21 protein-coding genes, 1 pseudogene and 1 riboswitch are annotated in these 21,843 nt (G+C 70.3%); of the genes and pseudogenes, 15 read left to right on the top strand and 7 right to left on the bottom strand.

What is annotated here, in order from left to right; all coding sequences use genetic code 11:
* From AB0J04_RS11680 to gcvT, 3 genes and pseudogenes are all read right to left on the bottom strand, one after another.
* Positions 1-372: pseudogene (locus tag AB0J04_RS11680) on the bottom strand (serine hydroxymethyltransferase); the annotation flags it as partial.
* Positions 373-383: 11 nt separating this feature from the next.
* The gene (gene gcvH, locus AB0J04_RS11685; RefSeq protein ID WP_363168184.1) at positions 384-761 is read right to left on the bottom strand and encodes a glycine cleavage system protein GcvH; all 378 of its coding nucleotides are present in this window, start codon (positions 759-761) and stop codon (positions 384-386) included.
* A 118-nt stretch (positions 762-879) separates the two neighbouring features.
* Positions 880-1,998 carry a glycine cleavage system aminomethyltransferase GcvT gene (gene gcvT, locus AB0J04_RS11690; protein WP_363168185.1) on the bottom strand — a complete coding sequence of 373 codons (1,119 nt, stop codon included), beginning with the start codon at positions 1,996-1,998 and terminating at the stop codon, positions 880-882.
* Between the two features lie 152 nt (positions 1,999-2,150).
* A riboswitch (glycine riboswitch) is annotated at positions 2,151-2,262 on the bottom strand.
* A gap of 177 nt (positions 2,263-2,439) precedes the next feature.
* Here gcvT and AB0J04_RS11695 point away from each other — a divergent pair.
* The 9 genes from AB0J04_RS11695 (at position 2,440) to AB0J04_RS11735 (ending at position 12,622) form a co-directional block, all read left to right on the top strand.
* The gene (locus AB0J04_RS11695) at positions 2,440-3,126 is read left to right on the top strand and encodes an AAA family ATPase (RefSeq protein ID WP_363168186.1); all 687 of its coding nucleotides are present in this window, start codon (positions 2,440-2,442) and stop codon (positions 3,124-3,126) included.
* A gap of 93 nt (positions 3,127-3,219) precedes the next feature.
* Positions 3,220-4,026 (top strand): enhanced serine sensitivity protein SseB, encoded by an 807-nt coding sequence (locus tag AB0J04_RS11700; protein WP_363168187.1) that lies wholly within the window; start codon positions 3,220-3,222, stop codon positions 4,024-4,026.
* 166 nt (positions 4,027-4,192) lie between these two features.
* Positions 4,193-4,954, top strand: coding sequence for an enhanced serine sensitivity protein SseB C-terminal domain-containing protein (locus tag AB0J04_RS11705; RefSeq protein ID WP_363168267.1), 762 nt, complete (start codon positions 4,193-4,195; stop codon positions 4,952-4,954).
* Between the two features lie 381 nt (positions 4,955-5,335).
* Positions 5,336-6,343, top strand: a complete 1,008-nt coding sequence (locus tag AB0J04_RS11710; RefSeq protein ID WP_363168188.1) for an ABC transporter permease — start codon at positions 5,336-5,338, stop codon at positions 6,341-6,343.
* Positions 6,344-6,515: 172 nt separating this feature from the next.
* Positions 6,516-8,315: an ABC transporter substrate-binding protein gene (locus AB0J04_RS11715; protein ID WP_363168189.1), complete on the top strand. Its 1,800-nt coding sequence runs from the start codon at positions 6,516-6,518 to the stop codon at positions 8,313-8,315.
* 142 nt (positions 8,316-8,457) lie between these two features.
* The gene (locus tag AB0J04_RS11720) at positions 8,458-9,456 is read left to right on the top strand and encodes an ABC transporter permease (protein WP_363168190.1); all 999 of its coding nucleotides are present in this window, start codon (positions 8,458-8,460) and stop codon (positions 9,454-9,456) included.
* Positions 9,453-10,550: an ABC transporter ATP-binding protein gene (locus tag AB0J04_RS11725; RefSeq protein ID WP_363168191.1), complete on the top strand. Its 1,098-nt coding sequence runs from the start codon at positions 9,453-9,455 to the stop codon at positions 10,548-10,550. The genes AB0J04_RS11720 and AB0J04_RS11725 overlap by 4 nt, the downstream gene beginning before the upstream one ends.
* Positions 10,547-11,902, top strand: a complete 1,356-nt coding sequence (locus AB0J04_RS11730) for a dipeptide ABC transporter ATP-binding protein (protein WP_363168192.1) — start codon at positions 10,547-10,549, stop codon at positions 11,900-11,902. Before AB0J04_RS11725 ends, AB0J04_RS11730 begins: the two co-directional genes overlap by 4 nt.
* Positions 11,903-11,965: 63 nt before the next feature.
* A complete protein-coding gene (locus AB0J04_RS11735; protein WP_363168193.1) occupies positions 11,966-12,622 on the top strand; it encodes a trimeric intracellular cation channel family protein in 657 nt (218 codons plus the stop codon).
* Here AB0J04_RS11735 and AB0J04_RS11740 read toward each other — a convergent pair.
* The gene (locus tag AB0J04_RS11740; RefSeq protein WP_363168194.1) at positions 12,531-13,781 is read right to left on the bottom strand and encodes an alpha/beta hydrolase-fold protein; all 1,251 of its coding nucleotides are present in this window, start codon (positions 13,779-13,781) and stop codon (positions 12,531-12,533) included. The genes AB0J04_RS11735 and AB0J04_RS11740 overlap by 92 nt on opposite strands.
* 133 nt (positions 13,782-13,914) lie before the next feature.
* On the opposite strand from AB0J04_RS11740, the gene AB0J04_RS11745 reads away from it, so the two are divergent.
* The gene (locus tag AB0J04_RS11745) at positions 13,915-14,766 is read left to right on the top strand and encodes a thioesterase family protein (protein ID WP_363168195.1); all 852 of its coding nucleotides are present in this window, start codon (positions 13,915-13,917) and stop codon (positions 14,764-14,766) included.
* On the opposite strand, the gene AB0J04_RS11750 is transcribed toward AB0J04_RS11745, so the two are convergent.
* Complete coding sequence (locus AB0J04_RS11750; protein ID WP_363168196.1) at positions 14,753-15,331, bottom strand: TIGR03086 family metal-binding protein; 579 nt, start codon at positions 15,329-15,331, stop codon at positions 14,753-14,755. The two genes, AB0J04_RS11745 and AB0J04_RS11750, sit on opposite strands and share 14 nt — an antisense overlap.
* Positions 15,332-15,654: 323 nt before the next feature.
* On the opposite strand from AB0J04_RS11750, the gene AB0J04_RS11755 reads away from it, so the two are divergent.
* A complete protein-coding gene (locus tag AB0J04_RS11755) occupies positions 15,655-16,053 on the top strand; it encodes a hypothetical protein (RefSeq protein WP_363168197.1) in 399 nt (132 codons plus the stop codon).
* Positions 16,054-16,188: 135 nt separating this feature from the next.
* On the opposite strand, the gene AB0J04_RS11760 is transcribed toward AB0J04_RS11755, so the two are convergent.
* Positions 16,189-16,815 (bottom strand): TetR family transcriptional regulator, encoded by a 627-nt coding sequence (locus AB0J04_RS11760; RefSeq protein ID WP_363168198.1) that lies wholly within the window; start codon positions 16,813-16,815, stop codon positions 16,189-16,191.
* Positions 16,816-16,959: 144 nt separating this feature from the next.
* On the opposite strand from AB0J04_RS11760, the gene AB0J04_RS11765 reads away from it, so the two are divergent.
* The 4 genes from AB0J04_RS11765 (at position 16,960) to AB0J04_RS11780 (ending at position 20,179) form a co-directional block, all read left to right on the top strand.
* On the top strand, positions 16,960-17,124 hold the full coding sequence (locus AB0J04_RS11765) for a hypothetical protein (protein ID WP_363168199.1): 165 nt from the start codon (positions 16,960-16,962) through the stop codon (positions 17,122-17,124).
* 171 nt (positions 17,125-17,295) lie between these two features.
* Positions 17,296-17,508 (top strand): DUF4190 domain-containing protein, encoded by a 213-nt coding sequence (locus AB0J04_RS11770; protein WP_363168268.1) that lies wholly within the window; start codon positions 17,296-17,298, stop codon positions 17,506-17,508.
* Positions 17,509-17,604: 96 nt separating this feature from the next.
* Positions 17,605-18,768 (top strand): cysteine desulfurase family protein, encoded by a 1,164-nt coding sequence (locus tag AB0J04_RS11775; RefSeq protein ID WP_363168200.1) that lies wholly within the window; start codon positions 17,605-17,607, stop codon positions 18,766-18,768.
* A gap of 154 nt (positions 18,769-18,922) precedes the next feature.
* Positions 18,923-20,179, top strand: a complete 1,257-nt coding sequence (locus AB0J04_RS11780) for a VCBS repeat-containing protein (RefSeq protein WP_363168201.1) — start codon at positions 18,923-18,925, stop codon at positions 20,177-20,179.
* A gap of 29 nt (positions 20,180-20,208) precedes the next feature.
* Here the strand turns inward: AB0J04_RS11780 and AB0J04_RS11785 are convergent, their stop codons facing one another.
* Positions 20,209-21,789 carry a multicopper oxidase domain-containing protein gene (locus AB0J04_RS11785; protein WP_363168202.1) on the bottom strand — a complete coding sequence of 527 codons (1,581 nt, stop codon included), beginning with the start codon at positions 21,787-21,789 and terminating at the stop codon, positions 20,209-20,211.
* Between the last annotated feature and the right edge of the window lie 54 nt (positions 21,790-21,843).

The following is a 21,843-nucleotide window of genomic DNA, read 5'->3' on the forward strand; positions in this document are numbered from 1 at the left end:
GCCGTGGGCGAGGTCCAGGCCGAGGATCGTGTCGCCGGGCTGGGCCAGCGCGAAGAGGGCGGCCTGGTTGGCGGAGGCGCCGGAGTGGGGCTGGACGTTGGCGTACTCCGCGCCGAACAGCTCCTTGATCCGGTCGATGGCGATCTGCTCGGCCACGTCGACGTGCTCGCAGCCGCCGTAGTAGCGGCGGCCCGGGTAGCCCTCGGCGTACTTGTTGGTCAGGACCGAGCCCTGCGCCTCCATCACCGCGAGCGGAGCGAAGTTCTCCGAGGCGATCATCTCGAGGGTGGACTGCTGGCGGTTCAGCTCGGCGTCGACCGCGGCGGCGATCTCCGGGTCGAGCTCGTGCAGGGGCGTGTTCAGAACAGTCATCGGGGTGGTCCTCAGCCGGCGGTGTAGGAGATGTACTCGTCGGCGGTCAGCAGGTCGTCCGGCTCGCCCGTGACGCGTACCTTGAACAGCCATCCGCCCTCGAAGGGGGCGGAGTTCACCAGCGCCGGGTCGTCGACGACGTCCTGGTTGATCTCGGTGATCTCACCGGTCACCGGCGCGTACAGCTCGCTGACCGACTTGGTCGACTCCAGCTCGCCGCAGGTCTCGCCCGCGGTCACCGTGTCACCGACCTCCGGGAGCTGGACGAACACCACGTCGCCGAGCGCGTTGGCCGCGTGCTCCGTGATGCCGACCGTCGAGACGCCGTCCTCGGCGCCCGACAGCCACTCGTGCTCCTTGCTGTAGCGCAGCTGCTGGGGGTTGCTCATGGCCTGAATTCTCCTGTACGCGAGGGAGTGCTGATGAATGGGGGACTGCTGAAGGCGTGCGTGACCAGCGGGAATGTGCGCAGCGTCACGCACAGGGACCGGGCACCGCGCCCAGTGTCTATTTCCGGCGCTTGTAGAACGGCAGCGCCACGACCTCGTACGGCTCGTGGCTGCCCCGGATGTCCACGCCGACCCCGGCGGTGCCCGGCGCCGCGTGGGCGGCGTCGACGTAGGCCATCGCGATCGGCTTGCCCAGCGTGGGGGAGGGGGCGCCGGAGGTGACCTCGCCGATCACCCGGCCGTCGGCGACCACGGCGTACCCGGCGCGCGGGACGCGGCGGCCCTCGGCGATCAGGCCGACGAGGACCCGCGGAGGGTTCTGCTCGGCACGGGAGGCGGCCTCCTCGAGCGCGGCGCGCCCCACGAAGTCACCCTCCTTCTCGAACTTCACCACCCGGCCGAGACCGGCGTCGAAGGGGGTGCGGGAGGTGCTCAGCTCGTGCCCGTACAGCGGCATGCCCGCCTCCAGGCGCAGCGTGTCGCGGCACGACAGACCGCAGGGGACCAGGCCGACGCCCTCGCCCGCCTTGGTCAGAGCCTGCCAGAGCTCGACCGCGTGGTCCGGCTTCACGAACAGCTCGAAGCCGTCCTCACCGGTGTACCCGGTGCGGGCGATGAGGGCCGGGACCCCGGCGACCGTGCCGGGCAGGCCCGCGTAGTACTTCAGACCGTCGAGGTCCGCGTCGGTGACCGCCTTGAGGATGCCGGGGGACTCGGGCCCCTGCACGGCGATCAGCGCGTAGGCGTCACGGTCGTCGCGGACCTCGACCTCGAACTCCTCCGCGAGGTTGCTCAGTTCGTTGAGCACGTTCTGGGCGTTGGAAGCGTTGGAGACGATCATGTACTCGGCATCGGCCAGCCGGTACACGATGAGGTCGTCGAGGATGCCGCCGTTCTGGACGCAGATCATGGTGTAGCGGGCCCGGCCCACCCCCACGGCCGCAAGGTTGCCGACGAGGGCGTAGTTCAGGAACTCGACCGCCTCCGGCCCGGTCACCGTGATCTCGCCCATGTGCGAGAGGTCGAAGAGGCCGGCCCGGGTGCGGACGGCCTGGTGCTCGTCGCGTTCGGAGCCGTAGCGCAGGGGCATGTCCCAGCCTGCGAAGTCGGTCATCGTCGCGCCGAGCGAGCGATGCAGGGCGTCGAGCGCGGTGTGACGGGGTGCGGAGCTGCTCATCGGACGGTTGTCTCCCAAGGCATGACGGCGAGGTCGTTCCTCCCCATCTGTCATCGGAACCTGAGAGGTTCGTCACGACCCCGCGAAACGGTGGTCCTGACTTGCACCTTGGGTGGGGCCACCGGAAACGGCGGCCCGCTTTTCAGATGTGCCTCGCCCGCGCGGTAACGGGGCCTGAGAGATTCAAGGGAGGGACTTGCTCCTTCGGCGCCCCAGCGCAACGACAGGCGGACCTGCTGCTGGGGACTCTCCCGCGCGGATTCAAACGGCCGGTATGCAGTTGGCGCGGCCATCATCGCACGGCCCGCCCCGGTCGCGGCAGGCCGCATCTGTAACCGGCTTGTGTCGGTACGCGCACGAAAACGCGAGACACCACGCATTACCTTCTCTTTACGCTCGATGGGGATGAGGACTACCTGACCCCAGGGGAGGACGATCACGGTGAACAGGACGACGACAACGGCGAGGACCACGGCATTCGCGACCGCTTCGGGGCTCGCGCTGCCCGCGCAGCCCGGCACCCGGGCCCGGGAGGCGTGCGGCTCGCAGCCCGCGCCCGTCGTCCGCGACCTGCGCGAGCGGGCCGGCCGCAGCCCGCACGGTCTGCTCTTCGGCCCCCGTGACCTGGTCGTGGTCACCGGGCTGCCCGGCAGCGGCAAGTCCACGCTCATGAAGCGGGCGGTCAAAGGCGCCCGCATCGACTCCCAGGACACCCGCGACCGGTGGGACGCCCGCGCGCCCCGCTTCCTGCCCTACGCCCTCTACCGCCCGCTCGTCCGCCTCGCCCACTACGCCGGCCTGCGTCGAGCCCTGCGCGGCGGCCAGGGCGTCGTCGTGCACGACTGCGGTACGCAGGCCTGGGTCCGCGACTGGCTGGCCCGCGAGGCCCGCCGCCGTGGGGGCACCCTCCATCTGATTCTGCTGGACGTCGGCGCGGACCAGGCCCTGGAGGGCCAGCGCGAGCGCGGCCGGGGCGTCTCGCGGTACGCGTTCCTGCGCCACCGCCGCGCCGCCGCCCGACTCCTGCGTTCGGTGGAGAAGGGCAGCCTCCCCGAAGGCTGCGCCTCGGCGGTCCTCCTGGACCGCCCCGCCGCGAACGTACTCAGGCGCATCGCCTTCACGGGCTGAGGCGTCCGGCGGCCGTCTGTGGCGTGATGCGCCGCACAGGCTCTAGCCTTTCAGCCACAGCACAGTGAGCGGTTCTCAGCAGGCGGTAGGCAGATGGATTTCCCCCCGGCGGACTTCCCGACGGACTTTCCGGCGCAGGCACACCCCCATCCGCACGGCGGATGGCCCGGCAACGAGCTGGAGGAGGTGCTCTCCGCCTCCCTCGGCGTGCCCGGAGCCGGCTCCCGGGTCGTGGAGGTGCTCGGGCGCAGCTTCGTCTGGGTGCCGCTCCCCGGTGGCGGCGGCCCCGGCAGCGGCCCCCTCGACCTGCCCACACTGGAGCTGGACGGCCAGGTGTACGTGCCGGTCTTCAGCTCCGAGGAGCAGTTCCGCCAGGTCGTCGGCTCGCACATGTCGTTCACGATCGCGCCGGCCGTGGAGTTCGCCCGGGGACTGCCCCCGCAGGTGGGCATCATGGTCAACCCCGAGGGCCTGGTCGGCATCCCGCTGCCGCCGCCGGCCGTGGCCGAGCTGTGCCGGGCGGGCCGCACCCCGCTGGACGGTCCCACCAGCGGCGGCCGGGTCCGCCTCTACGAGCCCGACTGGCAGGACGACCCGATCGACTTCCTGGCCGCGGCCTCCGCGGAGTTCGAGGCCACGGGCGCGATCCGCACGGCCCGCCGCTGCCTGGCCGCCGTCGAGACGGCGGAACCGGTGATGTTCGTCGGCGTCGAACTCGCCGGGTCCCCCGAGGAGTCCCAGTGGGAGGTCGACCTGCGCGCCCTGCCCCTGGAGGCGCTGAGCAGGGCGCTCACCGAGACCGCGGCCCCCTGGCCGGTCAACCTCGTCCTGCTGGACGTGGCCCAGGACCCGGTGGCCGACTGGATGAGGGAACGGGTCCGCCCCTTCTACCAACGCTAGACAGGCCCGCACAGGGGCGCGATCGACCACCCGCGACCCGCACCCGCCAACGCACCACAGGCCCTGAGCTCTTGGGCGCTTAAGCTGGACCCCAACGCGGGGCATTTTCTCGAAGGGGCGATAAAAAGTGAGCGCTGGCACTGCCGCGACCGGCTCGGTCGAGCACATGCTGCGCCAGGTCACGCCCGGGCGCTACGACGCCTACGAGGCCCTCCTGCGCGCGCTCGCGACCCCGTCCTCCGGCCAGGTCTGGATGCTGTTGTGGCACGGCCAGGCCGGCTCCCCGGACGCCCAGTACGGGAACATGGAGGTGGACGGCCACGGTTACGCCCCCTGCGTGACCTCCGCCCAGGAGCTCAGCGCCAGTGGCTGGAACCGGTCGTACGAGGTGGTCGACGGAATCGACGTGGCCCGCACGCTCTATCCCGACCACTACGGTCTCTGGCTGAACCCGCACGGCCCCGGCGGCGGCGTCGGCATCCCGTGGCTGGATCTGCGCCGTATCGCCACCGGGCTGGAGCGCCAGCCCGCCGGCCCGCTGCGGCTGTCCGAGCCCGCCATCGAGATCCCGCAGTTCTACGCCCTGCTCGCGCAGAACGCCCACCGGACCCCGGCGGTCCGCGCGCTGCGCCGGGCGTGGGTGCAGCCGGCGCTGGGCGCGCCCTATCTGGCCGTCGGGCTGGACGTGTACGACTCCTCGCCGTCGGCCGTGGACGCCGTCCGGGCCATGATGCAGCAGTCCATCGGCGCGGTGCCGGACGGACTGCCGGTGTCGACGGTCGCCATGACCGACGAGTACGACCCCGTCGTGATGTGGATGCGCGCCAACGCCCGGCCGTTCTACGACCGTGAGGCCCACGCTCCCGCTCCCGCGTCGGCCCCGGCGCCCGCGGGCGGATACGGCTATCCGCCTTCAGGACGCTACTGATTTTCCGCCACCGTTCCTGCCGAGAGTCCGCCGAGAGTCCTGCCGCCGTTCTGTTGTGTGTTTGTTGTGATCCTGTTGTGGGTCCGCCGCGAGGGAGGACTCGGACGTCTTCGCGCGTAGATAGCGGCGATTGATCCCGTTCTTGTCCGATCTGCCCAAATAAGTCAGCGTCCGAGGGGCGTTACCCGCCGTCCGGATAACGGAACCCATCTACCCGCATCACGTTTACGCATCCTTTCACTGCCAAGTCTGGCAACAGATCGCCAAAGCGTTGAAGACTCCCGCTCCAGGGGACTTATCCCCTGCGTATTACGGACTGATCACGCCGCTACAGCGGCAAGTGCGGGCCGGCTACCGCCGGTTGAGAGGGGTCCCTGCCAGATGACGGCACCATTGCACGAGCCGACCGCGGAAGCGGCTCCGAGCGCGGCCGAGGAAGCGGCGGTCGCCACCAGCGGCGCCAAGGCCGTTCAGGGCCGTTCCCTGGGCCGGATCGCCTGGGAACGCCTCAAGCGGGACAAACTCGCCCTCACGGGCGGCATCGTGGTGCTCTTCCTCGTCGTGATCGCGCTGTTCGCGCCGGTCATCACGGGGATCCTCGGGCAGGACCCGAACGAGTACCACGAGAACCTCATCGACCCGCTCTTCGGCACCCCCACGGGCTCCCTGGGCGGCCTCAGCGGCGAGCACCTGCTCGGCGTCGAGCCGATCAACGGCCGGGACATCTTCGCGCGCATCCTCTACGGCGCCCGGATCTCCCTGCTGGTCGGCTTCCTGTCGGCCGTGGTCGCCGTGGTCCTCGGAACGGTGCTGGGCATTCTCGCCGGATTCTTCGGCGGCTGGGTGGACTCCCTGATCAGCCGGATCATGGACGGCCTGCTCGCCTTCCCGCAGCTGCTGTTCATCATCGCGCTGGTCTCCGTCATGCCGAGCGACATGCTGGGCCTCACCGGCTCGAGCGTGCGTGTCTTCGTGATGATCCTGGTCATCGGATTCTTCGGCTGGCCCTACATCGGACGCGTGGTGCGCGGCCAGACGCTCTCGCTGCGTGAGCGCGAGTACGTCGAGGCCGCCCGATCGCTGGGCGCCGGTCGGCTGTACATCCTGTTCAAGGAACTGCTGCCCAACCTGGTCGCCCCGATCGTCGTGTACACGACGATGATGATCCCCACCAACATCCTCACCGAGGCGGCGCTCAGCTTCCTGGGCGTCGGCGTCAAGCCGCCCACCGCCTCGTGGGGACAGATGCTCTCGAGCGCGATCGACTACTACGAGTCGGACCCCATGTACATGGTGGTCCCGGGTGTGGCGATCTTCATCACCGTGCTGGCCTTCAATCTCTTCGGCGACGGCGTCCGGGACGCGCTGGACCCGAAGGCCTCCCGCTGAACAGCGAACTGCCGAACCGCGAACTGCTCTGAACCGCGAACCGCTGAACCGCTTGAACCGCAGAACAGCGAAACCGCAGTACCGCTGAACAGCGAAACCGCCGAACACGGCACCCCAACCGTCCCGTGGCCTTCACACGGGGTCTCTCATCTAATCCGGAGGATCCGAGATCGTGACTACCCAACGCACCTCAGGGCGGCGGAAGCAGGCATTTGCCGCTGCCGCCGCGGTCGCCGCGCTGCTGACCACGGCGGCGTGCGGCGGTGGCGGAAGCGACGACGACAAGGGCTCGACCACCGGCGCCGCCGGCTTCGACGCCGCGAACAACAAGGTCGCCCAGGCTTCCGCCGCCACGAAGGGCGGCACGCTGAAGTTCGGTGCCGCACAGGACGCCGACTCGTGGGACACCACGCGCGGCTACTACGGCATGATGTGGAACTTCGCCCGCTACTACAGCCGTCAGCTCGTCACGAACAAGACCGAGCCGGGCGCGGCGGGCGCCGAGCTCACCCCGGACCTCGCCACCGGTCTCGCGAAGGTCACCGACGACGGCAAGACCTACACGTACACCCTGCGTGACGGCATCACGTGGGAGGACGGCAAGCCGATCACGTCCAAGGACGTGAAGTACGGCATCGAGCGCGTGTGGGCGCAGGACGTGCTGTCCGGCGGTCCGACGTACCTGAAGGACGTCCTCGACCCCACGGGCACGTACAAGGGCCCCTACAAGGACACCTCCGCCGACAAGCTCGGTCTGAAGGCCATCGAGACGCCGAACGACAAGACCATCGTCTTCAAGCTCCCGCAGGCCAACTCGGACTTCGAGGAGATGCTGGGCCTGATCTCGGCCTCCCCGGTCCGCCAGGACATGGACACCAAGTCCAAGTACGGCCTGAAGCCGTTCTCCTCGGGCCCGTACAAGTTCGCCTCGTACAGCCCGGGCAAGGACCTCAAGCTGGTCCGCAACACCAACTGGAAGCAGGCCTCGGACCCGATCCGCAAGGCCTACCCGGACGAGATCACCATCCAGTTCTTCTCGGACGCCAACCAGCTGGACCAGCGTCTGCTCAGCGGTGACCTGGACCTCGACCTGAACCAGACCGGCATGTCGCCGCAGGGCCGCACCACCGCCCTGAAGGAGCACAAGGCCAACCTGGACAACCCGGTCTCCGGCTACGTCCGTTACGCGGTCTTCCCGCAGAGCGTGAAGCCGTTCGACAACATCGAGTGCCGCAAGGCCGTGATCTACGGCGCCGACCACGTGTCGCTGCAGACCGCCCGCGGCGGCCCGGTCGCCGGTGGCGACATCGGCACCAACATGCTGCCGCCGTCCGTCCCGGGCGCCGAGGGCCAGAAGTACGACCCGTACGAGGTCGCCGGAGCCAACAAGAACGGCAACGAGGCCAAGGCCAAGGAGGCCCTGAAGGCCTGCGGTCAGCCGAACGGCTTCAAGACCACCATCGCGGTCCGCAACAACAAGCCGGTCGAGGTGGCCACCGCCCAGTCCCTCCAGGCGTCGCTGAAGAAGGTCGGCATCACCGCCGAGATCGACCAGTACGACGGCTCGCAGACCGCCGGCATCATCGGCAGCCCCTCGAACGTGCAGAAGAAGGGCTACGGCATCATCATCATGGGCTGGGGTCCGGACTTCCCGACCATCCAGGGCTTCGGTCTCCCGCTGTGGGACAGCAAGTACATCTCGGCGAGCGGTAACAACAACTACGCGCTCATCAAGGACAAGACGATCGACGGTCTGTTCGACTCGTACGTCACCACGCTGGACGACGCCGGCAAGACCAAGATCTCCACGGAGATCAACCACAAGGTGATGGAGGGCGCGTACTACCTGCCCTTCGTCTTCGAGCGGTTCATCAACTGGCGCTCGGACAACCTGGCGAACGTCTACACGACCGACGGCTACAGCGGTCAGTACGACTTCGTCAACCTCGGTCTGAAGAACCCGAAGAAGTAAACCCGGCACACCCGCCGAACGGCACGAAAGGCAGGTGAAGGCCGGCGCGGCGTGATCGCGGGTCATCTGGGGGTCCCTCCCACGTCCTCAAGACAGTGGGGGAGATCGCAGGTGGCCCGCGGTCCGCGGCGGGCCGAGAGCTGTGCTCGCTTACCTCATCAGGCGGTTGCTGGCCGCCGCAGTGATGCTCGTGGTCATCGTCATGGTGGTCTTCGGCATCTTCTTCCTCATCCCCAAGTGGGCCGGCGTCGACATCGCCTTGAGCTTCGTGGGCAAGCAGGCCGACCCTGCCGCCGTCGAGGGCGTGCGTGAGAAGCTGGGCCTGGGCGACCCGATCTACGCCCAGGTCTGGGAGTTCTTCAAGGGCATCTTCGCCGGTCGCACCTACACGGGCGGCGGCGATTCCATCCACTGCGCCGCCCCGTGCTTCGGCTACTCCTTCCGCAGTGAGCAGGCCGTCTGGCCTGTGCTGACCGACCGCTTCCCGGTGACCCTGGCCCTCGCGCTCGGCGCCGCCGTGCTGTGGCTGATCCTCGGCGTCTCGGCGGGCGTGCTCTCCGCGCTCAAGCGCGGCAGCCTGTGGGACCGCGGCGCGATGGTCGTCGCGCTCTCCGGCGTCTCCCTGCCGATCTACTTCACCGGCATGGTCGCCCTGTCGATCTTCGTCTACGGACTGGATCTGTTCGACGGGCAGTTCGTGCCACTCGACGAGAGCTTCACCGGCTGGTTCGGCGGGATGATCCTGCCGTGGATCACCCTCGCGTTCCTGTACGCGGCGATGTACGCGCGCATCACCCGGGCCACCATGCTGGAGATCCTCGGCGAGGACTACATCCGCACCGCCCGCGCCAAGGGCCTCAAGGAGCGCACCGTCATCGGCAAGCACGCCATGCGCTCCACGATGACGCCGCTGCTGACCATGCTCGGCATGGACCTCGGCGCCCTCATCGGCGGTGCGATCCTGACCGAGACGGCGTTCAACCTGCCCGGTCTCGGCCAGGCCGTGCTCAACGCCATCAAGAACCAGGACCTGCCCATCATCCTGGGCGTCACCCTGATCACTTCTCTCGCGGTGCTCGTCGCCAACCTCGTGGTGGACATCCTCTACGCCGTGATCGACCCCCGAGTGAGGCTCACGTGACCGAACTCAGCAAGAGCGGAGCGGCCGTGGGCGAGCCCACCCCCGCCTCGCCCGCGCCGACCGCCTTCCTCGAAGTGCGCGACCTCAAGGTGCACTTCCCGACCGACGACGGCCTGGTCAAGTCCGTCGACGGGCTCAGCTTCCAGTTGGAGAAGGGCAAGACGCTCGGCATCGTCGGCGAGTCCGGCTCCGGCAAGTCGGTGACCTCGCTCGGCATCATGGGCCTGCACACCGCCGGCCAGTACGGCAAGCGCAAGGCCCAGATCTCCGGCGAGATCTGGCTGGACGGCACCGAGCTGCTGTCCGCCGACCCGGACCACGTGCGCAAGCTGCGCGGCCGCGAGATGGCGATGATCTTCCAGGATCCGCTGTCCGCGCTGCACCCGTACTACACGATCGGCCAGCAGATCGTGGAGGCGTACCGGATCCACCACGACGTCGACAAGAAGACCGCCAAGCGCCGTGCGGTCGAGATGCTCGACCGGGTGGGCATCCCGCAGCCGGACAAGCGGGTGGACAGCTACCCGCACGAGTTCTCCGGCGGTATGCGCCAGCGCGCGATGATCGCGATGTCGTTGGTCAACAACCCCGAGCTGCTGATCGCCGACGAGCCGACGACCGCCCTGGACGTGACCGTCCAGGCGCAGATCCTCGACCTCATCCGCGACCTGCAGAAGGAGTTCGGCTCCGCGGTCATCGTCATCACCCACGACCTGGGCGTCGTCGCCGAACTCGCCGACGACATCCTGGTGATGTACGGCGGCCGCTGCGTCGAGCGGGGCCCGGCCGAGGACGTGTTCTACGAGCCCCGACACCCCTACACCTGGGGGCTGCTCGGCTCGATGCCGCGCCTCGACCGCGACCAGCAGGAGCGGCTGATCCCGGTCAAGGGCTCCCCGCCCTCGCTGATCAACATCCCGTCCGGCTGCGCCTTCAACCCGCGCTGCCCGTACGCGGACCTCCCGAAGGACAACGTCACCCGCACCGTCCGGCCCGAGCTGGCCGAGGTCGGCAGCCGGCACTGGGCCGCCTGCCACCTGGGCAAGGAGCAGCGGGAGCGTATCTGGACCGAAGAGATTGCGCCGAAGCTGTGAGTGACGACGAGAAAGCGGTGAAGATTCCCGCGCAGGCCGACGCCCCGAACGAGCAGGGCGCGACCCTCACCAAGGACGCCGCCCCCGGCGAGGTCCTGCTGAAGGTCACCGGGCTGAAGAAGCACTTCCCGATCAAGAAGGGCCTGCTCCAGCGGCAGGTCGGGGCGGTGCACGCGGTCGACGGCATCGACTTCGAGGTGCGCTCCGGTGAGACGCTCGGCGTCGTGGGGGAGTCCGGCTGCGGCAAGTCCACCATGGGCCGGCTGATCACCCGGCTGCTGGAGCCGACCGGCGGCAAGGTCGAGTTCCAGGGCAAGGACATCACGCACCTCGGTGTGAGCGGCATGCGCCCGCTGCGCCGTGACGTGCAGATGATCTTCCAGGACCCGTACTCGTCGCTGAACCCGCGCCACACCATCGGCACGATCGTCGGCGCTCCCTTCAAGCTCCAGGGCGTCGAGCCCGAGGGCGGCATCAAGAAGGAAGTGCAGCGACTGCTGTCGGTCGTGGGGCTCAACCCCGAGCACTACAACCGCTACCCGCACGAGTTCTCCGGCGGTCAGCGCCAGCGCATCGGCATCGCCCGCGCGCTCGCGCTGAACCCGAAGCTGGTCGTGGCGGACGAGCCGGTCTCGGCCCTGGACGTGTCGATCCAGGCCCAGGTCGTGAACCTGCTCGACGACCTCCAGCAGGAGCTCGGCCTCACGTACGTGATCATCGCGCACGACCTCTCGGTGGTCCGGCACGTCTCGGACCGCATCGCCGTGATGTACCTCGGCAAGATCGTCGAGCTGGCCGACCGCGACCTGCTCTACAAGTCGCCGATGCACCCGTACACCAAGGCGCTGATGTCGGCGGTGCCGATCCCGGACCCGCGGCGCAAGCACGCCAAGAGCGAGCGGATCCTGCTCAAGGGCGACGTGCCCTCGCCGATCTCCCCGCCGAGCGGCTGCCGCTTCCACACCCGGTGCTGGAAGGCGACGCAGATCTGCACGACCAAGGAGCCGGCGCTCGTCGAGCTGCGGCCCGGCCAGCAGGTGGCCTGCCACCACCCGGAGAACTTCGCGGACCAGGCCCCGCAGGACACCGTCCTGCTGACCGCCGCGAAGGAGGCGGCGGAGCTGGTGGCCGACGAGGTGCTCGCGGAGTCGGCGGAGACGTCGGCGGCCGTGGCGGCGGAGGTCGCGGCGGAGGCGGCGCAGGCCGCGGAGGCTGCGGCGGAGGCCTCCGAAACCCCCGAGGCCTCCGAAACCCCCGAGGCCTCCGAAACCCCCGAGGCCGCCACGGAGGCCGAAGCGGCTTCCGAGGCTCCCGAGGCCTCCGGTGATGACGCTCCGGCCAAGGAGATGTAAGTAACACTGAGCCCCCGCCTTACATTGTAAGGCGGGGGCTCAGTGCTGGGTGACAATGTGAAGGTGCTTCAGCAGATCTTCAGCTCCTCCGTCCAGCACACGCTCGACCTGGCCGGCATCTTCGTGTTCGCCATCTCCGGCGCGCTGCTGGCCGTCCGCAAGAACTTCGACGTGTTCGGCATAGCCATGCTCGCCGAGGTCACGGCGCTGGGCGGCGGGGTGTTCCGCGACCTGGTCATCGGGGCGGTGCCGCCGGCCGCCTTCACGGACCTGGGGTACTTCCTCACCCCCCTCCTCGCCGCCCTGCTCGTCGTCTTCCTGCACCCGCAGGTGGAGCGGATCCAGGCGGGCGTCAACGTCTTCGACGCGGCCGGCCTCGGCCTGTTCTGCGTCACGGGGACCATCAAGGCGTACGACCACGGCCTCGGCCTGACCGCGTCGGCCGCCCTGGGCGTCGCGACCGGCGTCGGCGGCGGTGTGCTGCGCGATGTGCTGGCCAACGAGGTGCCCTCGCTGCTGCGCTGGGACCGCGATCTCTACGCGGTCCCGGCGATGGTCGGCGCCACCATGGTGGCGCTCAGCATCCGCTACGACCTGCTCACCCCGCTGGCCGGCGGGCTGGCCGCGATCACGGCTTTCGTGCTGCGGCTGCTCGCGATGCGGTTCCACTGGCGAGCGCCGCGCGCTTGGAACCGCCGCTCGACGGTTCGCGAGGAGTAGTCGCCTTCCCCTTGCCGTCCCCGGCGTCGGTGAACCGCTGCTCGTCCAGCTGTGTCGTCAGCCAGCTGAACGCCGGCACCACCTGCGGCCGCCACAACGCCATGACGTGACCGCCCGCGCTGCTCGGGATGAAGACGACGTGCACGGTCGTCGGTGCCTTCGCCTCCTGCCGCAGGGCCAGGGCGGCCTCGTAGCCGTCGTGCGGCTGGCCGGAGAGGTAGAGGGCCACGGGCGGCGGGACGGCGGCCTTGCGCAGCAGCAGGTAGGGGTTGTTGGCCCGGCGCAGCGCCGGGTCCTGTGCGGCGAGGGAGTTGGGCTGGTCCATCGGGTCGCTGTACCCGGACAGGCTCACGGCCGCCCGGTAGCGGTCGGGGTGGGCGACGGCGAGCTTGGCCGCGCAGTGCGCGCCCGCCGAGTACCCGGCGACCGCCCAGCCCCTGGGCGCGGGCTGGGCCCGGAAGTTGTCCTTGACCATGTTCGGCACGTCGATGCTGAGCCAGCTGTCGGCGTTCACGGTGCCCGGCACATTGGCGCAGCCGGTGTCGATGCCGGGCAGCAGGTTGGTGCGCGGCGCGACCAGGATGAACGGCGCGACCTTGCCCTCGCGCATCAGCGGGGCCAGCTGCTCGTGCACATGCAGCGTCGAGTACCAGGACTTCGCGGAGCCCGGGTAGCCCGGCAGCAGCTCCACGACGGGGAAGGCGCGGTGCGCGTAGGCGGGCTCGTCGTACTGCGGCGGCAGCCAGACGTAGACCTCGGCGTTCACGCCGGAGACGCGGCCCTTGAGCTGGGTGACGCGGACGCCGCCGGCCGCCTGCATGGCGGACCCCTCGACCTGTGTGAACTTCTGGATGACCTTGGGCAGCCGGTCCAGCGCGATCCCGCCGGTTCCGTCGGCGCCCAGGTCGGCGGCCTGCTGCACATGGGTGCCGGTGCCCAGCAGGTCGTCCCAGGTGTCGTAGAGGTTGTTGGCGTTGTTGACCATGACGAAGACCAGCGCGATGGCCGTGCCCTGCGCGAACATCAGCATCAGTACCCGGGCCGCGGCGCGCAGGATCCGCGGCCCGCGCAGCCGCGACCACGCCAGCAGCGGTAGCGCGACGGCGACGACGGACAGCGCGATCAGGGTGTAGAGGAACGGAGTCCCGGTGAGGCTCATGTCTTTGCAGAGGGGAAACCGGGCGTCGAGGTTTCGGACGACATCGGGCACTTACCAAGAAATTGCGAGCGCTTCACCCGGGGGCCCTGAGGCAAAGCTACCGCTTAGTAGTTTCTTGTTGTAGCGTTCAGACATGCCAGAAGCAGCTATCGCGTGCGCGCGCATCGGCGACAGCGAGTTCGACCGCGACACCGCGCTCACCCGGCGCGAGCCGGGCGTCTACGACCTCGACCTCTCGGCCGGCTGGACGATCATCAGCGCCGTCAACGGCGGCTACCTCCTCGCCGTCCTCGGCCGCGCGCTCGCGGACGCCCTGCCGCACCGCGACCCGTTCACGGTCTCGGCGCACTACCTCACGGCCTCGCAGCCCGGCCCCGCGGTCGTCCGCACGGACGTCGTCCGCACCGGCCGCACCCTGTCGACCGGCCAGGCCTCGCTCTTCCAGTACGACGAGCACGGCGCCGAGGTCGAGCGGATCCGAGTCCTCGCCTCCTACGGCGACCTGGACGCCCTGCCGGACGACGTCCGCACCACGGCCGTGCCGCCCGCGATCCCGCCCATGGACCAGTGCTTCGGCCCCGAGGACGGACCGGCGCCGGTCGACGGCAGCTCCGCCATCGCCGACCGCCTGATGCTCAAGCTCGACCCGTCGACCCTCGGCTGGGCACTCGGACAGCCCTCCGGCAAGGGCGAGATGCGGGCCTGGTTCGGCCTGAAGGACGGCCGCGACCCCGACCCGCTCTCCCTGCTCCTCGCGGTGGACGCCCTGCCGCCCACCGCCTTCGAGATCGGTCTGCGCGGCTGGGTCCCCACGGTCGAGCTGACGGTCCACGTCCGCTGCCGTCCGGCCCCGGGCCCGCTGCGCGTCTCCATCACCACCCGCAACCTCGCCGGCGGCTTCCTGGAGGAGGACGCCGAGGTCTGGGACAGCGCGGACCGTCTCGTCGCGCAGTCGCGGCAGCTCGCGCGGGTCAGGCTCGGCTGAGCGGCTCCCGGCCGAGCCAGGCCGCCAACTCCGCGTAGGCGTCGGCCCCTTCGGGCACCGGGCGGGCCGGCTCGAAAGGACGTCCGTCGCGCGGGCCGTCGGGCAGCGCCGTGCGCGCGGCGGCCAGCGAGAACTCGGCCAGCTCCGGGTCGAGCCGCAGCGGCCGGCCGAGCCCCTCGGAGAGATCCCAGGTGTGCGCCACGATCTCCATGACGTACGCGGACAGCGCGTCCCGGCCCGGGATGTCGCCCCACGGCACCCGCACCGGCCCGGCCATCCGCTCGTCGCTCGCCCAGGCCTTCAGCACCCGGTTCCTGATCTCGTCGTACGCCTGCGGCCAGCCGTCGTCCTCGACGCCGTCCACGAACATCCGTACGGCGAGCCCGTCGCCGCCCTCCCCGACCACCGCGATCCGCACGGAGCCGCCGACGATATGGCTGAGCAGCGTGCGGACGTCGTACTCGGCACACGGCGTGGGGCCGGTCAACAGCTCGGGCCGTACGGTCCCGATGAGCTCGGCCGCCTGCGCGGTGGCCCGGGTGTACAGGGGGCGTGGATCGGTCATGGCGGAGCCTCTCTCTGCTCTCGGCTGGTGCTCCTCGGAGACTTCCCGGAAAACTCGGCGACCGCCGTCGGCGGCGGCGAGGCCGACCCGTATGGCGGGCCCTGTCCGGCGTCCGTCCGCTGTCCGCCCGCGGTCTTCTGTCACGGAGCTGTACCAGCGCACTGACCGGGTATCAGGGGTGAACTCCCAGGTCGGCGAGGTTTGTTGAGGGGGGCTTTACCTGATTGACAGGCAGCGGACAGAGGAGGCTCAAGGAAGCCCTAAGCGCTGTTGGTTGAGTTCGCGGCCTCAGGTCCCCCTCATCTTCCATGGAGCTGTCTCTCATGAAGCGTGCGCTGATGCCCGTCCGTCTCGTCCCCGCGGTGGCGCTGCTGGCGCTCTCGCCCCTCGCCCTGGTCGCCTGCGGCTCCGGTGACTCGTCCTCCTCGAACAGCGGCACGACGAGCCGGCAGTCCTGCTCGCCGCCGACCGGCAACGCCTCGGGGATGCCCAGCGGTGCGCCGAGCGGAGCTCCCAGCGGCGCCCCCTCGGGCGCGCCGACCGGCGCCGCGGCCTCGGGGCAGCCGACCGGCGCGCCGACCGGCATGCCGACCGGCGTCCCGTCGGGCGCGCCGAGCGGTGGCCCCGGCGGCGGTCAGGGCGGCCCCGGCGGCGGCTGTGGCGGTGGCCCCGGCGGCGGCCAGGGGGCCGGTCAGGGGCAGCAGGCCCAGCAGCAGGGCTGACCGACCGGCGGGGCGGCCCGCGGCGGTTCGACGACAGGGGCGGCGCGCTCGGCAACGGGCGCGCCGCCCCTGCGCGCTGCCGCGTCCGGCGTGTCCTACGGGCCGTCGGTCCCGCCGGTGTCAGCTCGGCCGGTGTCAGTTCAGCCAGTGGTGGCGGCCGATGCTGATGAGCCGCATCTGGCGGGTGGCGCGCCGGCGGATCCGCTCCCGCTCCTCCGGCGAGGCCTCCAGCGCCTCCAGGAACAGCGAGGCCGTGCTGAGCATCTGATCGACGTAGAGGTGCGAGAGCATCGACAGGTCGTCCTCGCTCCAGCCCTCGGCCTCGGCGTCCTTGGCCAGCTCGGTCTGCACCTCGTCGGCGAACCGGCCCAGTTGGTCCCGGATCGCCTCCCGCACCGGCTGGACCCCGCCGTGCCGCTCCCGGGCGATGAAGCGGACATGCGCGGGGGAGGCGCTCACGTGACCGTCTATCAGCTCGACGGCCCGGGTGATGCGTTCCTCGCTGGAGTCGGCGGTGGCCACGGTGGTCCGGATCATCGGGTGCAGGCTGCCCAGCGCCTCCTCGACGAGGGCCACGCCCAGATCCGCCGTCGAGCGGAAGTGCCGGTAGAAGGCGGTGGGGGCGACGCCGACGGCCCGGGTGACCTCGCGCAGGCCCAGGGAGCTCAGACTCTGCTCCTCCAGCAGTCCCAACGCCGCGTCCAGGAGCGCCTGCCGGGTCTTCTGCTTCTGGGCCTGCCGGATGCCGAGGGTGTGACTCATGTCATCCAGTTAACAACTGTTCTCCGTAATTGAAAAGCCGTGCGGCGCGCTAGACTCAAGAGTCAGTGAACAACTGTAACCACAACTGTTCACCGAAATGTAACGAGAGGCGGCCGAAGAGCCGTCCGGAGGGGGTTTCGTCCCATGCTGTTCCTCGTCGCCGCGCTGCTGCTGTTCGGTGTCGTGATGGGCGCCGTGGCCCACGCGCCGTTCGCCTTCACCCTCGTCGCCGCCACCGTGATCGCCGCCTGGCTCGGCATCTTCGCGCTCCGTGAGCGCCACGGCCGCCGTCGGACCTCGGCCCACTGACCGCCCACTCGCCGATCCCCCGGGACCGCCCACTCGCCGATCCCCCGGGACCGCCCACTCACCGTTCCCTCGACCGACAGGAGCTGAACCACCGTGCAACTCACCGCACCGGCCAATCCCACCCCCACCCCCACACCCACCCGCGCCACCGGCGTCCGGGACGCGGACGGCATGGCCGTCGCGTCCTTCATCCTGGGGCTGCTGGGCCTGCTCGTGCTCAACCTGTTCCTCGGCCCGATCGCCATCGTCCTCGCGGCAGTCGCCCTGTGGCGCGGCACGGCCCGTCGTGGCCGCGCCTACCTCGGCCTCGCCCTCGGCGTCGCCGATCTGCTGGTCCTGGTGGCGTTCATGCAGGCGGACTCCACGATCTCCTGGAACTTCTGAGACGCGCGGCGCACGACCCGGCCGCGACCCAGGGGCGACCCAGGGGCGACCTGGCAGCGAGGGCTTCTGTACAGCCCCCGTAGAATCGTTGCCACCATGGCATACCTCGACCACGCCGCGACCACGCCGATGCTCCCCGAGGCGGTCGAGGCACTCACCGCGCAGTTGAGCATCACCGGCAACGCCTCCTCGCTCCACGCCGCCGGCCGACAGGCCCGCCGCACGGTCGAGGAAGCACGTGAGACCCTCGCGGAAGCGCTCGGCGCCCGCCCCAGCGAGGTGGTCATCACCTCCGGCGGCACCGAGGCCGACAACCTCGCGGTCAAGGGCCTGTACTGGTCCCGCCGCGACGCCGACCCGGCCCGCACCCGTGTCCTGGCCAGCCCCGTCGAGCACCACGCGGTCCTCGACGCCGTGCACTGGCTGGGCGAGCACGAGGGCGCCACCGTCGAATACCTCCCGGTCGACTCCTACGGGCGGGTCCACCCGGACGCGCTGCGCGAGGCGATCGTCCGCGACCCCCACGACGTGGCCCTGGCCACCGTGATGTGGGCGAACAACGAGATCGGCACGGTCCTGCCGGTCCGTGAACTGGCCGATGTGGCCGCGGAGTTCGACATCCCGCTGCACGCCGACGCGGTCCAGGCCTTCGGGCAGGTGCCCGTCGACTTCGCCGCCTCCGGCCTTGCCGCGATGACCGTCTCCGGCCACAAGATCGGCGGCCCGTACGGCATCGGAGCCCTGCTGCTGGGCCGCGAGTACACCCCCGTGCCCGTCCTGCACGGCGGCGGCCAGGAGCGCCATGTCCGCTCCGGCACCCTCGACGTCCCCGCGATCGCCTCCTTCGCCGTGGCCGGACGCCTCGCCGCCGAGCAGCGCGAGTGGTTCGCCCGCGAGATCGGAAGCCTGCGCGACACCCTGATCGACGCGGTCCGCACCGCCGTCCCGGACGCGATCCTCGGCGGCGACCCCGTGGACCGGCTGCCGGCCAACGCCCACTTCACCTTCCCCGGCTGCGAGGGCGACTCGCTCCTGCTGCTCCTGGACGCGCAGGGCATCGAGTGCTCCACCGGCTCCGCGTGCACCGCCGGGGTCGCCCAGCCCAGCCATGTCCTGCTCGCCACCGGCACCGACCCGGACCTGGCGCGCGGCACCCTCCGCTTCTCTCTCGGTCACACCTCCACCGAGTCCGACGTCGAGGCGGTCGCGGCGGCCATCGGCCCGGCGGTGGAACGGGCGCGGGCGGCCGGGCTGACGTAACGCGGCGGCATGACAGCGATGTCTAGTGTCGACACTCGGGCCGAATCTAAGGGTCACCTGTCAATTCGATGGCTAGGTGTCGACAGTAGGTAGCACTTGCTCTACCTTCTGGCACAGGTTCCCGCCACCGCTGTCGACAGAAGGTCCTCCTTCCATGACCCTCGTGCCCTCGCGTGAACGCCGCCGCGTCGCCTTCGCCGCCACGGCCGCCCTGCTCCTCCTGGGCGCCCTGGCCGCGGCGCCGGCCGCCGCAGTCGTCGGTCCGCAGCGGGCGAGCGCCGCCTGCACCGGCGCCCTCTCGTACCGGTCGGCCGCCTCCGCGACGGCCGCCGCGCAGACCCGTCACGTGGTCACCGCGGACCTGGACGGCGACGGCGTGCTGGACGTGGTCGCCGCCAACCTGGACGCCGACTCGGCGACCGTGCTGCTCGGCAACGGCGACGGGACCTTCGCCACGGGCACGACGTACGCGGTCGGCACCCGCCCCTACCAGAGCGTGGTGGCCGACTTCGACGGCGACGGCAGCCCCGACCTGGCGCTCGCCGACTTCGGCGGCGCCCAGGTCAGCGTGCTGCTGAACGAGGGCGACGGCACGTTCGGCGCCGCCTCGGCCATCGACGTCGGCGCGTCGCCGCGCGCCCTGGCCACCGGTGACCTCGACGGCGACGGCAGCCCCGACCTGGTGGTCGTCGAGCAGGGCCCGAGCACGGTGCGCGTGCTGCTCGGGCGCGGCGACGGCACCTTCGACGACCGGGGCCAGACCGCCACCGGCAGTCAGCCGCACGGTGTCGTCGTCGGCGACTTCGACGGGGACGGCTCGCCGGACGTGGCCACGGCCAGCGTCGGCCGCGCGGGGGTGAGCGTCCTGCTCGGCGACGGCACGGGCGCCCTCGGCGCCTCGACCGCGTACCCGGCGACCTCCCGCCTCTACTCCCTCGCCGAGGGCGACTTCGACGGGGACGGCGCCCTCGACCTGGCCACGGTGAGCAACGGGACCACCGCCCTGGACGTACTGCTCGGCGACGGCGACGGCACCTTCGGCGCGGCGACCACGTACGCCGTCTCCGCGCTGCCGGTCGCGGTGGGCGCCGCCGATCTGGACGGGGACGGCTTCGACGACCTGATGGTCTCCTCCCTGCGGGGCGACTCGGTCACCCTCCTCCGGGGCGCGACCGGTGGCCGACTGACCGAACTCACCGAGCTGTCCGCCACCGGCGCCTACGACGCGACGGCGGCCGACCTCGACGGCGACGGGATACGCGACCTCGTGGTGGCGAACAGCACCGGAGGCCGGGTGGACGTGTTCAAAGGCGCCTGCCGCGGCACTAGCCGCCGCCACCATGAACCTGGCCCGGGTGCGCTGGGCCAGGGGCTGCCGCCGGCACTTCCACTGCCGGCGGCAGCCTGCTGATGAGGCCTGGCTGAGCTGAGGCGAAGCGCCTAGCCGTCCGTGACCATGAGGGCCGCCATCATGCCCTCGTCCTCGTGCTGGAGCAGATGGCAATGGAGCATGTACATGTACGTGTCGTCGGTGAAGTCGGTGAACTTCATCGCGATCTTGATCGAGCCGCCGCCGACCACCTCGAAGGTGTCGAACCAGCCGAGGTCGACGCCGGTGGGCTCCGCACCGTTGATCTCGATCAACTGGAACGGCACGTCGTGCAGATGGAAGGAGTGCTCCAACTGAGTCCCGTTCTTGATCGTCCAGACTTCCTCGGCGTCCAGCGTGGTGCTGATCATCGCCATCCCGGCCATGGTGGTGCCCACCGAGCCGTTGATCGTCATGTTCTGGCCGCTCTGGCCGAGGGTGATCGTCCGCGCGGTGAAGTCGCTCGTGTCGTACCGGGTGATGGTGTTGAGCGCGCTCGGCAGATCGGCGGGCGTGTCGGTGGCCTCCGGCGTCACCGTCAGGAAGTCGTACGTGCCGCTGCCGCCACGGATCCAGCCCGTGGTGACGACGGCCTGGAGTGTGACCGCGTCCGCGAGGTCGAGGACGAACTCGGCGCGGGCGCCCGCCACCAGCCGGATCGTGGTCACCTCGGTGGGCTCGGCGAGATAGCCCTGGTCGGTGGCGATCTGGGTGAGCGTGCCGCCGTCGCCGCGCTGGATCGTCATGATGTCGGCGGGGGAGGCGTTCAGAACCCGGAAGCGGGTGCGGGTCTTGGTGGCCGTGAACCCCAGGGTGGTCGTGTCGACGTTGGTGCCGTTGCACAGCACCGGGTAGCTGAGGCCGGAGGTCAGGTAGCCGGCGATGTCGTACTTGACGTCACCGCTGGTGTCGACCGCCAGACACTGCAGGATGATCGGGATGTCGTCGACGCCGTACTCGCTCGGCAGCGCGGCCGAGACCTCCGAGTCGTCCTCGACGATGATCATGCCCGCCAGGCCGTGCACGACCTGCTCGGCCGTGGTGCCCAGGGCGTGCGGGTGGTACCAGAGGGTCTTGGCCTCGTCCTTGACCTCGAAGGTGGGCGACCAGGTCTCGCCGTCGGCGAAGGCGTTCTGCGGGCCGCCGTCCATCTCGGGCGGGATGTGGGCGCCGTGGAAGTGCACGGAGGTGTCCGCGCCCAGGGTGTTGGTGATGTTCAGCAGGGCTGCGGTGCCGGTGGTCCACTTCATGGTCGGGCCGAGGTAGGACCCGTTGTAGCCCGCGGTGGTGCTGGTGACGCCGCTGATCACCTCGCTCGTGCCGGTCTTCGCGGTCAGGGTGTAGGTGGTGGTGCCGTCGGACGTGGTGCCCTCCAGCAACTCCGGGATGTCGAGGGTGCCGGTGGCGGTCGTCGCCGCGGACGCCTTGTTGCCGTTGCCGCCGGTCAGCAGGGAGAAGGCGGCTCCCGCCGCGCCGACGGCGCCGAGTCCGACCCCGGCCATCCCGCCGAGGAACTTCCGCCGGTGCAGGCCCTTGCCGCCGCGGCCCCTGGTCTCCTTGGAGTGCTCGTCCTTGCGGCCCCGGCCGCTCCTCGCGTGGGCGCCCTTGCTCTGCTCTCCCGCGCCGGCGGCGGGATCTGTCGTGTGGGTCATGGCAGCGGAGCTTTGGACTAAAGCCTATGTAAAGACTGAGCCGAAATTAGGAGC

Source organism: Streptomyces sp. NPDC050263 (genome assembly GCF_040655955.1).
Taxonomy (GTDB): Bacteria; Actinomycetota; Actinomycetes; order Streptomycetales; family Streptomycetaceae; genus Streptomyces.